Origin of the sequence: Bartonella sp. B1098 (assembly GCF_944896145.1) — a bacterium.
Classification (GTDB): Bacteria; Pseudomonadota; Alphaproteobacteria; order Rhizobiales; family Rhizobiaceae; genus Bartonella.
This window is the reverse complement of the sequence record NZ_CALYLP010000003.1, coordinates 69,718-84,414: the sequence shown is the minus strand read 5'-3', so window position 1 is coordinate 84,414 and position 14,697 is coordinate 69,718. Positions and strand designations below refer to the sequence as shown.

Annotated in this window: 11 protein-coding genes; all 11 read left to right on the top strand. The window is 35.9% G+C overall.

Annotated features, from left to right (window positions below; all coding sequences use genetic code 11):
- The first annotated feature begins 8 nt into the window (after positions 1 to 8).
- Positions 9 to 1,463, top strand: coding sequence for an NADH-quinone oxidoreductase subunit NuoN (gene nuoN, locus NNJ85_RS04755; RefSeq protein ID WP_254474071.1), 1,455 nt, complete (start codon positions 9 to 11; stop codon positions 1,461 to 1,463).
- A complete protein-coding gene (locus NNJ85_RS04750; protein ID WP_254474070.1) occupies positions 1,463 to 2,272 on the top strand; it encodes a biotin--[acetyl-CoA-carboxylase] ligase in 810 nt (269 codons plus the stop codon). The genes nuoN and NNJ85_RS04750 overlap by 1 nt, the downstream gene beginning before the upstream one ends.
- Before the next feature lie 47 nt (positions 2,273 to 2,319).
- Positions 2,320 to 3,996: a ribonuclease J gene (locus NNJ85_RS04745; RefSeq protein ID WP_254474069.1), complete on the top strand. Its 1,677-nt coding sequence runs from the start codon at positions 2,320 to 2,322 to the stop codon at positions 3,994 to 3,996.
- 201 nt (positions 3,997 to 4,197) lie between these two features.
- A complete protein-coding gene (proS, locus tag NNJ85_RS04740; RefSeq protein WP_254474067.1) occupies positions 4,198 to 5,523 on the top strand; it encodes a proline--tRNA ligase in 1,326 nt (441 codons plus the stop codon).
- A gap of 11 nt (positions 5,524 to 5,534) precedes the next feature.
- The gene (locus tag NNJ85_RS04735; RefSeq protein WP_254474065.1) at positions 5,535 to 6,803 is read left to right on the top strand and encodes a lipoprotein-releasing ABC transporter permease subunit; all 1,269 of its coding nucleotides are present in this window, start codon (positions 5,535 to 5,537) and stop codon (positions 6,801 to 6,803) included.
- Positions 6,803 to 7,483, top strand: a complete 681-nt coding sequence (locus NNJ85_RS04730) for an ABC transporter ATP-binding protein (protein WP_254474061.1) — start codon at positions 6,803 to 6,805, stop codon at positions 7,481 to 7,483. Before NNJ85_RS04735 ends, NNJ85_RS04730 begins: the two co-directional genes overlap by 1 nt.
- A gap of 65 nt (positions 7,484 to 7,548) precedes the next feature.
- Positions 7,549 to 7,836 (top strand): succinate dehydrogenase assembly factor 2, encoded by a 288-nt coding sequence (locus NNJ85_RS04725; protein ID WP_254474059.1) that lies wholly within the window; start codon positions 7,549 to 7,551, stop codon positions 7,834 to 7,836.
- Between the two features lie 5 nt (positions 7,837 to 7,841).
- Positions 7,842 to 11,342 (top strand): transcription-repair coupling factor, encoded by a 3,501-nt coding sequence (gene mfd, locus NNJ85_RS04720; protein WP_254474057.1) that lies wholly within the window; start codon positions 7,842 to 7,844, stop codon positions 11,340 to 11,342.
- Between the two features lie 297 nt (positions 11,343 to 11,639).
- Entirely contained in the window at positions 11,640 to 12,047 is a 408-nt protein-coding gene (locus tag NNJ85_RS04715) for a hypothetical protein (RefSeq protein WP_254474055.1), read from the top strand.
- Positions 12,031 to 12,282 (top strand): hypothetical protein, encoded by a 252-nt coding sequence (locus NNJ85_RS04710; RefSeq protein WP_254474053.1) that lies wholly within the window; start codon positions 12,031 to 12,033, stop codon positions 12,280 to 12,282. Before NNJ85_RS04715 ends, NNJ85_RS04710 begins: the two co-directional genes overlap by 17 nt.
- A gap of 1,744 nt (positions 12,283 to 14,026) precedes the next feature.
- Complete coding sequence (locus NNJ85_RS04705; RefSeq protein ID WP_254474052.1) at positions 14,027 to 14,638, top strand: invasion associated locus B family protein; 612 nt, start codon at positions 14,027 to 14,029, stop codon at positions 14,636 to 14,638.
- The last annotated feature ends 59 nt before the right edge of the window (positions 14,639 to 14,697 follow it).

The following is a 14,697-nucleotide window of genomic DNA, read 5'->3' as shown; positions in this document are numbered from 1 at the left end:
GAATTCTCATGCAAAGTGAAATAATAACACAACTCGTATTAATTCTTCCAGAGATTTTAATTGCATTAGGGGGAATAGTGTTGCTTTTGGTTGGTGTTTATTCCAATGCACGTGCTTCTTTAACAGTAACAGGTTTAGCCATGGCTCTTCTGGTGGCAACCATTATTATTCTCATCGTTTTTCCGAAAAGTGGCGCATTTCAAACCAATGCGCTTATTATTGACTCTTTTGGTCGTTATATGAAAATTTTAACGCTTGTTGGTGCACTTTTTGCTCTTATTATGTCTGTTGGTTTTGCTAATGCGCAAAAGTTCAATATATTTGAATTTCCAGTGCTTGTTCTTTTTGCAACCCTTGGCATGATGTTTATGATTTCAGCGGGGAATATGCTGTCGCTTTATATGGGATTAGAACTACAATCCTTAGCTTTATATGTTTTAGCGGCGATTAATCGTAATAATGTAAAATCTTCTGAAGCCGGTATAAAATATTTTGTTTTAGGAGCATTATCTTCAGGATTGCTGCTTTATGGTATTTCTTTGCTTTATGGTTTTACCGGTCAAATTGGTTTTCACGAAATTGCTCTTGCTTTAAAAGGTGAAAATTTACAATTGGGGGTTATTTTTGGAATTGTATTTATTTTAGCTGGTTTGGCTTTCAAAATTTCTGCTGTTCCATTTCATATGTGGACACCTGATGTTTACGAAGGTGCCCCAACACCGATTACAGCATTTTTTGCTGGGGCGCCTAAAGTTGCTGCAATGGCTTTAATCATCCGTATTATTGTGATGGCCTTTATTCCCCTAGGGTGTGTTGATAGTGTGATGCCTGCATGGCAACAAATTTTGGTTTTCATGGCACTTGCATCAATGATACTTGGTGCGTTTGCTGCAATTGGGCAAAATAATATTAAGCGTTTAATGGCTTATTCATCGATTAGTCATATGGGCTATGCACTTGTTGGTTTATCAGCTGGAGATATGCTTGGGGTAAAAAGCGTTATCCTTTATATGACCATTTATCTTGGTGTTACTCTTGGCTCATTTGCTTTTATTCTTGGAATGCGATCTCAGAGTGGCAATGTTGAAAATATTTATGATCTTTCAGGGTTAGCAAAGACAAATCCGTTTATGGCGATTGTCATGACAATACAGCTTTTCTCGCTAGCCAGTATACCCCCTATGGCTGGTTTTTTTGGGAAGTGGTATACATTTTCTGCTGCTGTTCATGCTGGTCTGACACCTCTTGCTATTGTTGGTATGATAGCCTCCGTTGTTGGCGCTTTTTACTATTTACGGGTTATTAAAATTATGTGGTTTGATGACGCAAAAGCGCATTTTGTTATTTTATCAAAAGAGCTTCAGTTTTGTCTTGGTCTTTCTGCATTATTTATCTTATTTTACACCTTTTTTGGGATTTGGTTTGCTGAATTGGCAGAAAAAGCGGCCGCTGCATTATTTTAATGAATATGGTTTATATTTTATCAGATTTTGCAAAGAAACAAGGATACACTGTTGAATCGTACGAAAGTGTTGATTCAACCAATCTCATTGCGCAACGAAAAGCGCAAACTGGTCATCAAGGTTATCTTTGGATTGTTGCGCAAGAGCAATTACAAGGAAGGGCAAGAAGAGGGAGGACATGGAATAGTCCAAAAGGGAACCTTTATTCTAGTCTATTGTTAATGGATGATATCGTTCATCAAACGGCGGCTCAACTTGGTTTTGTTGCTGGAGTCAGTGTGGCAGAGGCAATAAAACAATTTATAAAAGATGAAAAGCAAACAGGCAATATTGTGAGCTTAAAATGGCCAAACGATATTTTGCTTAGAGGTGCTAAAAGCTCAGGAGTTTTGCTCGAAATTTTAAAATTGCCATCACAACAAAATGCATTGGTTATTGGTATTGGAATAAATGTGAAATATAATTATGAAGTTGCACTCTATCCCACTTCAAGCTTAAAGAATATCGGTTTGCATATTGAAGCAGAACAGTTATTTACAGTTTTGACAGAATCTTTTTCTAGAAATTACCTTCTTTGGAAACAACCAAAAGGGTGTGAAATAATCCGAAATAAATGGCTTTTATATTCTGCTCACCTCGGAAACTATGTCAAAGTAATGAATGATGAAAAAATCGTTGAGGGTATTTTTGAGGGACTTGATCGTGATTTTAACTGCATCATAAAACAAAAAAATGGTCAGACAGCCATTATAACAGCGGGAGATGTTCATTTTGGTTCGGCTGCTTCTGTTCATGCAGGCGGTTATTAACGAAATTATTTTACCATCAGATTATCTTAATGATTTGGGAGATATTAATGGTTGCAACCAATAAAAATGAATTTGTTTTTTTACCTCTGGGAGGTGTAGGTGAAATAGGAATGAATTTGGCTGCTTATGGATTTGGCTCCCAAAATCTTCGTGAATGGTTACTTGTTGATATGGGCGTGAGTTTTGCTGGTTCTGAATTACCAGGAGTTGATCTTGTTCTCCCTGATATTCGTTTTTTAGAAAGTGAAAAACATAATATACGTGGTCTTGTTTTAACACATGCACATGAAGATCATTATGGGGCTGTTCTTGATTTATGGCCAAAATTACAAGTTCCAGTTTATTGTACAGCTTTCACGGCAGGGTTATTGGAAAGTAAAAGGCAATCAGATTTTGAATCTCAAAAAATGTCATTCAATATTTTTCAAGCAGGGGATTGTTTTCAGGTTGGTTCCTTTACCATAGAGGCTATTGCTGTTAATCATTCGATACCAGAATCTGTATCTTTAGCCATTACAACGTCTTTGGGAACTGTAATCCATACGGGTGATTGGAAAATTGATCATACCCCTTCGCTTGGAGCTGTAACGGATGAAAAAAGATTTCGAGCGTTAGGCGACAAAGGTGTTTTAGCATTGCTTTGTGATTCTACAAACGCATGTCGAGATGGTATATCTCCATCAGAGCAGCAGGTCCAAACCAGTCTTTCTGAGATTATTTCGAAGGCTGAAGGGCGTGTTGCAATAGCAACTTTTGCTTCTAATATTGGTCGGATACGTTCTATTGCTCTTGCTGCTCAAGCTGTTGGGCGTAAGGTTCTTGTCATTGGGCGTTCCCTTAAGCGAAGTATTATGGTTGCACAAGAGCTTGGTTATATGGATGGGTTAGCGCCATTTGTAACGGAAGATGATTATGGTTACATCCCACGAAAAGAACTTGTTTTAATTGTCACAGGGAGCCAAGGTGAGCCATGTGCAGCTTTGGCTAAACTTTCACGTGAGGGGATGAGGAATATTGCGCTTTCTACTGGAGATACTGTTATTTATTCATCGCGAAGTATTCCAGGAAACGAAAAAGCGATTCTTGAGATACAAAATCGCTTCATCGATTTGGGTATTAAAGTTATTACAAATGAAGATGCCCTTGTTCATGTTTCAGGTCATCCCCGTCGTTCAGAACTTTTACAGATGTATGATTGGATAAAACCACAGATACTTGTGCCTGTGCATGGTGAGGCAATACATCTTACTGCTCAAGCTGCTTTAGCGCGTCAAGCAGGGATTAAAATTGTTAGGGATATTAGAAATGGTAATATGCTACGTCTTGCACCAACGCCTGTAGAAGTTATTGATCACGTGCCTGTTGGTCGTATTTATAAAGATGGCTGTCTTCTTGGAGATGAGTATGAGCTAGGGATTCGTGAGCGTAGAAAATTAAGTTATGCTGGTCATGTTGCGGTTTCTCTCCATATGAATAGCAAGCATGAGTTATTGGATGATATCGGTCTAAGCATATTGGGACTCCCTGAGAGTAATGGAGAGGGGGAAAATTTAAAAGATATTCTTTTAAAGGTTGTGGAAAATACAGTTTATAATATTCCACGTATGAAGCGGAAAAATAATGAAGTTATTCGAGAGGCAACACGACGTGCAGTGAGAGCGGCTGTTTATGAAATTTGGCAAAAAAAACCTCTCTGTACAGTTTTTTTACATCAGTCAAAATAAAGCATTTCCATATTACGTTATTAAAAAAAGAAGAGCATTCTTATTTTATTGCTCAATAAGAAAAATAGAGAATAAAGCACAACAAATTTTTAAACAATAAGATCGTTATATTTGCAAGTATTCAGAATGCGGCTATAGATGAATAGAGGGTATATTAAATTGTTCCAATATGATAGATCTGAGTAGGAGTTAATTATTTCAATGCGTCTTTCTCAATATTTCCTTCCACTTTTAAAAGAGAATCCTAAAGAAGCAGAAATTATTTCTCATCGTTTTATGTTGCGTGCTGGGATGATTCGACAACAAACATCTGGGATTTATTCTTGGCTTCCGTTAGGAAAAAAAGTGCTTGATAAAGTTTGTAAAATTATTCGTGAAGAGCAAGAACGTGCTGGTGCAATAGAAATATTGATGCCTACAATTCAATCTGCTGATCTTTGGCGAGAAAGTGGTCGTTATGATGATTACGGTTTGGAAATGCTCCGCATTAAAGATCGTCAAAAGCGTGATTTACTTTATGGCCCGACCAATGAAGAGATGGTGACAGATATTTTTCGCTCCTATGTTCGTTCTTATAAAGATCTTCCGCTTAATTTGTACCATATTCAATGGAAATTTCGTGATGAAATTCGCCCACGCTTTGGTGTGATGCGGGCACGAGAATTCTTAATGAAAGATGCTTATTCTTTTGATCTTGATTATGAAGGCTCTAAAACATCTTATAATCGTATGTTTGTGGCTTATTTACGCACTTTTTCTCGCCTTGGCTTAAAAGCAATTCCCATGCGTGCAGATACAGGTCCAATAGGGGGTGAACTTAGTCATGAATTTATCATTTTGGCAGAAACAGGAGAGAGTGCTATCTTCTGTGATAGACAATTTCTTGAACTGAGCGTTCCCCACAGTTCAATCGATTTTAGTGATAAAGCTGTTTTAGATGATACTGTTAGACAGTGGACATCTTTTTATGCCGCGACAGAAGAAATGCATAATGAAGAAGAGTGGGCTAAAATTTCTGAGGAAGATCGTCTTTCAGCGCGTGGTATTGAAGTCGGGCATATTTTCCACTTTGGGACGAAATATTCTGCTCCAATGGGAGCAAAAGTTATGGGACAAGATGGAAAAGAGCATGTGGTCTCGATGGGATCTTATGGGATTGGACCTTCACGTCTTGTTGCGGCCGCTATTGAGGCTTCTCACGATGAAAAGGGGATTATTTGGCCAAAGTCGATGGCGCCGTTTGATTTTGGGATTATCAATATGAAACCCGATGATGAAAAATGTACAAAAGCATGTGAGTTTCTCTATCAGGGATTAAAGGATGCTGGTTTTGATCCATTATTAGATGATAGAAATGAACGTCCTGGATCAAAATTTGCAACAATGGATTTGATTGGTTTGCCAACGCAAATCATTGTTGGCCCAAACAGCATTGCACAAAATGAAGTTGAAATTAAAGATCGAAAAATAGGTGTAAAAAAATCTCTAAAGGTTGAAGATGTACTCAGCCAACTTTCTATAATTTAATAGGAAATGTTATGAAGAGGCTGAAAAATAAATGCTTTTCATCTTATGAGTGGATGATCGCTTTTCGTTATATGATTCCCAATAAAAAGCATGTCGTCGCATCTGTTATTTCAATTATTTCTCTTATTGGGATTATGTTGGGAGTCTTCGCTCTAGTTGTCGTTATGGCGGTGATGAATGGCTTTCGTACAGAACTTCTCAATCGTATTCTTGGTATGAATGGGCATCTTATTGTTCAAACAGTTGATTCTGGTTTTTCTGATTATAAGACTCTTATTTCTTCTTTAGAAGCTACAAATGGTGTGAAGTTTGCTTTGCCTGTTATTGAAGGTCAAGCGCTTGTTCAAGGTGAAGTTCAAGGTGGCTCTGGTGCGTTAGTTCGTGGTATGCGCAAACAAGATCTAGAAAAACTTAAAACAGTTTCTCAAAACATTAAATTAGGCTCGATTTCTCAGTTTGATCAAGAAGAAGGTGTTGCAATTGGAAGTGGTTTAGCAGAAAAATTAGGGCTTACAGTTGGGAGGGATCTTCGTATTATTACCCCTGATGGTGATGAGACACCTTTTGGTGTTACACCACGTGTAAAAGCTTATAAAGTCATTGCTATTTTTGAAGTTGGTATGTCTGAATATGATTCAATATTTGTTTTTATGCCTCTCCATGAAGCACAAATGTTTTTTAATTTAGGCGATAAGGTGCAGTCAGTAGAATTATTTCTAAACGATCCTGATGCTGTTGATCAAATAAAACCTGTTGTAGAAAACGCAGTTGATCAACAGGTCTATTTAATTGATTGGCGTACACGTAATCAGGCTTTTTTTTCAGCTTTACAGATTGAACGGAATGTTATGTTTTTCATTCTTTCTCTGATTGTTCTTGTTGCTGCTTTAAATATTATTTCAGGCCTTATTATGCTTGTAAAAGATAAAAGTCATGATATTGCAATTTTACGCACAATGGGTGCTCAACAGAGTGCAATTTTGCGTATATTTATTATCACAGGAATGATGATTGGTTTTATTGGAACGATATTAGGCTTAATTTTAGGTGTTATCGCGACCGCGAATATTAATCATATCCAAGACTTTATCTCTTGGTTATTTAATGTCGATGTTTTTAATCCTCAACTTTATTTTTTAACAAAACTGCCTGCACAAATTGATTGGAAGCAAACTGTTTTGGTTGCTCTTATGGCTTTATTCTTGTCATTTCTTGCTGCTCTCATTCCGGCATGGCGCGCTGCTAAACTAGATCCCGTACAAGCCTTGAGGTATGAATAATGACAGCGATTTTAGAGCTTGTAGAGATTGAAAGACGCTTTTTTGAAAGTCATAAGCCGCTCATTGTTTTAGATAAAGCGAATTTTATTCTTAATCGTGGAGAGCTTGTTGCACTTGTCGCACCATCTGGTGCTGGAAAATCAACACTTCTTCATATTGCGGGGTTATTAGAAAAACCAACAGCTGGTGATGTATTGTTACGGGGTGTTTCTTGTGCAAAGCGCTCTGATCGTGAGCGAACAGCTATCAGACGAAACGATATTGGTTTTGTCTATCAATTTCATCATTTACTTCCAGAGTTTACGGCTTTAGAAAATGTTATGATACCACAAATGATAGCTGGATTAAACAAGTCCATCGCAGAAGATCGTGCGCGTAAATTATTGATGTATTTGCGTATTTCTCATCGGGCAAACCATCGTCCCTCAGAGTTATCGGGAGGAGAGCAACAGCGTGTTGCTATTGCACGTGCTGTAGCAAATGGCCCTTCGGTTCTTTTGGCGGATGAACCTACCGGAAATCTTGATCCTGTAACGTCAGCTTATGTCTTTCAAGCTTTATCTGTTCTTGTTCGTCACTCTGGTCTTTCTGCTCTTATTGCAACACATAATTACGCTTTGGCAAAGCAAATGCATCGTCGAATTACACTTAAAGATCAGAAGATTATTGAATTTCCTTAAGGCAAGGTATAAATTTTATACGACTAATTGAATGGTTTATATTACTTTATTCAAGGAGACTTTTTATGACAGCTTTTGTCGTTGACAAAAATCAATTGGATATGCGTCGTCGCCGATTGATTTTTCGTGCATGGCATCGCGGTATTCGTGAAATGGATCTCATTTTTGGACATTATGTTAATGCTCATATCACAGGGATGAATGATAAAACGCTCTCCGAACTTGAGTATATTATGTCTTTTGATGATCGCGACTTACTCACATGGATGACCGGAGAAATTGCACCACCCTCTGAAATTGATAGTCCTCTTTTTCGTGATATTGCCAATTACCGTACTTACTTAACTTATTGATTTCAATGCCTATATTTAAAAAAAATATCACTCCCCCCAATAGTCCTGTTCATATGATTTTTGATGGCGTTACGGATGGATTTGAAGCCTTTGCTCTTGCTAAATTAAGTTCAGAAATTGCACAAGGTAAACCACTTATCTATGTTGTCCGAGACGGAACAAAAATTGCACATTTACAACAAGTTTTAAATTTTATTGAGCCCAATTTGCCCGTCCTTCAATTTCCTGCTTGGGATTGTTTGCCTTATGATCGCGTGTCACCAGGAATTGCTATTATGGCACGTCGACTATCAGCATTGGCACGCATGGCCAATTTACGTCAAAATCCACATTCTGCAATTATCCTAACAACAGCCAATGCAATTATGCAAAAATTGCCTCCCCGTGAAATGATAAAAGCTCAGCTTATTTATGCACATGTTGGCCAACGCCATAACATGGGGAATCTTATTCAATTTCTAGAAACCAATGGTTTTGAACGCGTTACGGTTGTCCGTGATGTTGGTGAATTTGCTGTAAGAGGAGGAATACTAGATATCTTTTCTCCTATGGATATTGAGCCTTTACGTCTTGATTTTTTTGGAGATACCCTAGAAAGCATCCGTGTATTTGATCCAGAAAGTCAAAGAACAATACGCCAAAAAACTGAACTTTTATTACAGGCAATGAGCGAGGTTGTTTTGACAGATGAATGCATCAGCCGTTTTAAAAGCAATTATACCCGTACATTTGGTGTATCACAAAAAAATAACATGCTTTATGAAGCAATTTCTCAAGGTCGGCGTTTTGCTGGTGTGGAACATTGGCTTCCATTTTTTTATGAAAGCCTTGATACTTTTTTTGACCATTGTGGCAACTTACCGCTTGTTTTTGAACATCTCATAGAAGAAGTTTTTATTGAGCGCTATCGCCTTATTAAAGACTATTATAATGCGCGCAAAGAGCGCGAAAATGATAACGAAGGTTCTACTTCTTATCATCCAATAGAACCTAGTCTTCTCTATTTAACGCCAGAGCGTGTTTTGGAATGTGTGCAACAATCTTCACAGCGTATTGATTTTTCGCCTTTTAATATTCCACAAAGTTTGGAACAAACAGTTATTCACGCACAAGTTAAACAGGGATATGATTTTGTAAAAGAGCGTAATGCGCAAGAAAAAAATGTTTTTTCAAGTGTTATTAATCACATCACATCTTTACGCGCTGCTGGCAAAAAAGTACTTTTAGCGTGTTGGAGTGAAGGGTCTCTTAATCGTTTGGTACAAGTTCTTGATGAGCATGGATTGAAAAAAATAGAAGTTGTAAAATCCTTGCAAACAGTCAAAGCAACACCACGAGATCGCATATTAGCAGCTGTTATCATGATAGAACATGGTTTTGAGGCTGAAGATTTAGCTATTATAGCAGAGCAAGATATCTTAGGTGATCGCTTCATCAGATCGCCAAAGCGGCGTAAGAGTAATACAAATTTTATTTCTGAGATTTCTGCTTTAAATTCTGGTGATCTTGTTGTGCATATTGATCATGGTATTGGCCAATTTGTTGGTCTAAAAACCATCACCACGACTGGAATTTTACGAGATTGTCTTGAAATTAAATATGCCGGAGGTGATTTACTCTTTTTACCGGTTGAAAATATTGAGCTTCTCTCGCGTTATGGCTCAGAAGGAACAGAGGTAACTTTAGATAAATTAGGGGGTGTTGCTTGGCAAGCACGTAAAGCTCGGCTTAAAAAACATTTATTGGAAATGGCAGGGCAATTAATTCGCATAGCTGCGGAGCGTGCGACCCGTGCTGCGCCTGCTTTACTTCCACCAGTTGGACCATTTGATGAGTTTGTTGCTGGTTTTCCCTATGAAGAGACAGAAGATCAAATGAACGCCATTGATGCCGTTTTAGACGATCTAGCCTCAGGAAAGCCGATGGATCGCTTGATATGCGGTGATGTTGGCTTTGGAAAAACAGAAGTAGCTATTCGAAGTGCTTTTGTTGCAGCTTTAAATGGATATCAGGTGGCTGTCGTTGTACCGACAACTTTGCTTTCACGTCAACATTACAAAACATTTATTTCGCGTTTTCAAGGATTACCTGTTAAAATTGGTCATGTATCAAGGCTTGTGAGAGGGAAAGAACTCACACAAGTCAAAAAAGGGATTTCAGATGGTACGATTGATATTGCCATTGGAACTCATGCATTATTAAGTGGTGCAGTCGATTTTTTACGGTTAGGTCTTCTTATCATTGATGAGGAGCAACATTTTGGGGTAAAACACAAAGAGCGTTTAAAACAGCTTAAAAGTGATATTCATGTTCTTACACTTTCAGCAACCCCCATTCCACGAACTTTAGGATTGGCATTATCGGGAGTACGTGAACTTTCATTAATTACCACTCCACCCATTGATAGAATGGCAGTTCGTACTTTTATTACTCCATTTGATGCACTTGTTATACGCGAAACATTACTTCGAGAATACTATCGTGGTGGACAAAGTTTCTATGTTTGTCCTCGTATTTCTGATCTTTCCTTTGTAGAAGAATATCTCAAAACCCATGTTCCAGAGCTCAAGTTCGTTACAGCACATGGACAAATGCCAGCTGGACAACTTGATGATATTATGAATGCATTTTACGATGGACAATATGATGTTTTACTATCGACAACCATTATTGAATCCGGTCTTGATATTCCAACAGCTAATACATTAATTGTGCATCGTGCTGAAATGTTTGGTCTTTCTGCGCTCTATCAATTACGAGGGAGGGTAGGACGCTCAAAACAACGTGCTTATGCACTTTTTACTTTTCCGTCTGGTAAAGTTTTAACATCTGCAGCTGATCGTCGTCTTAAAGTGTTACAATCTCTAGATACATTAGGGGCTGGATTTCAGTTGGCAAGTCACGATATGGATATTCGTGGTTCAGGCAATTTTTTAGGTGAAGAACAATCAGGACATATCAAAGAAGTTGGATTTGAACTCTATCAAAAAATGCTTGAAGAAGCTGTTGCTGAATTAAAAGATGGAGAGCTAAGTGAGGATAAGCAATGGTCACCTCAAATCTCACTCGCTACAACCGTGATGATACCAGAAAGTTTTGTGCCTGACTTATCATTACGTATGGGGCTTTATCGACGCTTGACAGAACTCGAGAATTTAAAACAGATTGATGAATTTGCAGCCGAGTTAATCGATCGTTTTGGTCCTTTACCCCTTGAAGTTCAACACATCCTTAAAGTTTTTCATATCAAAATATTGTGTCGAAAAGCTCATGTAGAAAAATTGGATGCTGGACCAAAGGGGATTGTCATACAGTTTCGCAATAACTATTTCGCCAATAGTGTTGCTCTTGTTCAGTGGGTAGGAAAACAAGGTTCAATGGCAAAAATTCGTCCAGATCAAAGTATTGCTCTTATTCGGGATTGGGCTAGCGTTGATGAAAGACTTATTGGAGCAGCAAAGATTATGACTGAGCTTGTGAAAATGGTAGAACAACATTCTGTCTAAAACAGCTTCTCTACTTTTTTGGAATTGTTCCTTATTTTTATAAAATTACTCTATAAAAATAAACACTTATTAATTTTTTATAAGAATTAAATTTAAGTTTATAATGAAAGCCTCTTATATATTTATTTGGAGCGCCTCTAATAACACGTATTGATATAATGAAGAAATTAGCTTAGACAGTGTAACCGCAATAATAGCATTTGCATATAAGTATTTTCTACAAGTGCTCTAAAAAGAAAAATTTAGGTTAAGATAACATGCTTGCTTCATTACAAAAGTTTCTAACGGTAGTTTTTTTTGTTACTGCCTTGCATATATGGCATAAAAGATGCTCATGCTGAGTTTAGCTTAACCGAGTTATCGCTTTCTAGTTTAACGCTTGATGAGAAATACAAGCGTATTAAAGAAAGACTACAAGTTATTGAAAAGAGGATAAAGTTTATCGAAAAGATATTCGCTGATTTAACGCTTTCGCAAATACCTTCTCATAATATAGAGCACGATAGGCTTATACAAGAACAAAGCGATCTTAATGAAGAGCGTTATAAGCTTCATTCAAAACTAAATGAGTTAGCGAAGAAGAAGACAGAATTGGCACATAGAGCGCATAGAGCAAGAGAGTATAGAGTAGGAGAATATGAAGAGAAAATAAGTAAAGTAAAAAAATATCTAAAATCTCGAAGTGCCTATGAAAGGAGTAAGTAGTGATGCAGCAGATATGGAGATTCTTAACGATAGAGATATTAATGAAACGATAGAGTATTATCCCATTATTATTCTTTCTTGTAAAATTCAAGAGAGTATGTTGTATAGTGATGTAGGTGCTTTATTACGGAAAGATTTTGGTTGGAAGCAAGAAGATTTTAGTTGGGCAAAAGACGCAATTAATTCAATTGATCCTGAATTAATCAAACACTTTGAAGCAATATATGGAGGGTAGTGCTTCAGATTTTGAAGAACATATAATTAATGGTATAAAGGATATGATGATACGTCATCCTTCGAATGTAAAAAGCGTGGCCTTATTATGTAGAAGCACGAGAGAAATATATAATATAATGCTTCCAGACAAGAGAAAGAATATTATAAATTGTATGCGTTCCCGTGTTGAGAAGTGGTTCAATTAGAGAGTATTTTCTTGTTCTTATAGTAATTTTGTCCAAAATAAAAGTATATTTATTTTTTTATAACAGTATATTTTAGAAACTTTATGAAAAATGTCTTCAAGTGAATAAAATAAAAAATAAAGTTAATAAACTAAATAATAAAAAATATTTTATCATAAATATATTGTTATTTTTATCACATAAGAACAATTTAATCATTTTAATAACTATTCATTATTGTATAATAAATCTTGTTTTATTAATACGATAAGAGAGATGTTTGATAGCTTTAAGTTATTTGTATAAGGGACAGAATGATATGTTTAATTTATTTGTGTGTTAAAGTTTAAATCATTTATAATTTATATCTTTGATTTTGCAAAAGATAAGGAAAGTTTTATAAGAATTTATAATTTTTTATTAAGATAATTTTATAAAAGCTTTCTTACGCACATTACAAAGCTAAAAGTTGATTCCATACAGTGATACAATATAATGACGTTTAATATATCAGTATAGAGTTGTTTAGGAAATGTAAAGCGAGTAACTCACGAAAAATTAAGAGCTGTATTTAAATCTGGAACTGATGATGCAATGAAGTCGATAATATCTAAATGTGTATTGAGCGGTGCTGTTGTTATTGTATTTATAGTGGGATTAAGGAGCCAGAAAAATTGAAACTCCCTTTAAACTTTGAAGAACTGAAACGTCGACAATTTATTTGGTTCATTTTGTGGTGAGAAGGCGTGAGGCAATATGTAATTTCCATTATGAAAATTAAATTATTCTTATAAATTAATATGTCATTTTATTTTAAAGGAAGTTTATTGATAATAATATTTTCGACAGTTATAGATTGTATATCTAAGAAAATGTGTCGTTAAAGTAAGAAAAAATAATTCCTTAGTAGCGTATTTTAAAACTCAATTTTTAGCCAAAAGATATAAAATACACAGTTTTTATTATGAAAGCGGTTTTATGACAAAAGCATACCACTATTGTTTCATAAATAGGGATAGAAAAGTGCCTACAGAAAAAATTCCTTACAATTCTTCAAAAACTGCAGGCTAGGAAGGGATTTAGTTTATCAAATGTTCTTATAAGTTAATTTTATCTTTTTCATTTATACTTTTATACTAGGGACATCTAGAAAATATAAATTTTATCCAATATTTTTGAGCTTTATGCATTGCAATATTTGTTTCTAAAGCCTTATAGGCTAACGTGAAAGGTAAAAAGTTTAAATTCGTAAGATTTTTAGAAGTGCATAGGAGTTTATTTTAATTGATATTGCAATATTGATTCGTTTGTGTAATCTTAGCACAATTGCACAGAGGTGTTTTATGGATAAATTGCATCAAATACCCGTGTGATAAAGAGGGGAAAGCTATATGGGTATATAAAAGTTTACATAGATCGTCGTAGTTTTTTCTCTAAATTTGACTTTTTTTTTTATATTGAAGTAAAAATAATGAAATTAAGTTTTATTTCATTATAATTTAATAAAATTTAAATTGGAACTATACTTAATATTTTTTTAAAATTACTTAAAAGCGCGTTGAAAGGATTAGCTTAATCATGTCGCATAAAAATTTTTATTCTGCTGTTTCAGTATTCGTTGGAGCAGTTGCCCTTTTTCTTGTAGCTGGTATTTCTGCAAATGCGCAGACTTTATCGCAAGGTTGGTACAAAGTTTGCAGTAAGCAGCATGATGTTGATATTTGTAATACAATGAATACTGTATTATCGAATACGGGACAACCTTTAACGGCTTTTAATCTTGTTGAAATAAAAGGGAAGCAAAATGAAAAACGTGTAGGTATTCAAGTGCCTACAGGTCGTTTTTTGCCAGAAGGTGTTCACATTCAAATAGGTGATGGCTTCTCTAAAAAAATTCCTTATATCATTTGTAATGGACCAAGTTGTATTGCCAATGATGTTTTAGATGATAAGCTTATTGCAGCTATGAAAAGTGGTACAAAAATGGTTGTAACCACTGTTAATTTCCGTGGTTCAGCTAATCCTATTGAATTTTCTCTTAATGGATTTACAGCGGCGTATACCGGTCCTGGTATGGAAGAAAAAGATTTCCAACAAGAGCAAATAAAGCTGCAGCAAGCTATTCAATCAAATCAAAAAGAAATTGAAGAGCGTATGCGGGCTGAGCAAGAGAAAGCAAAACAAAAATAATACACATAGGCCATAGAATTGGTTCAAACTTTTTCTATGATTGTTTATTGAGACCGCCA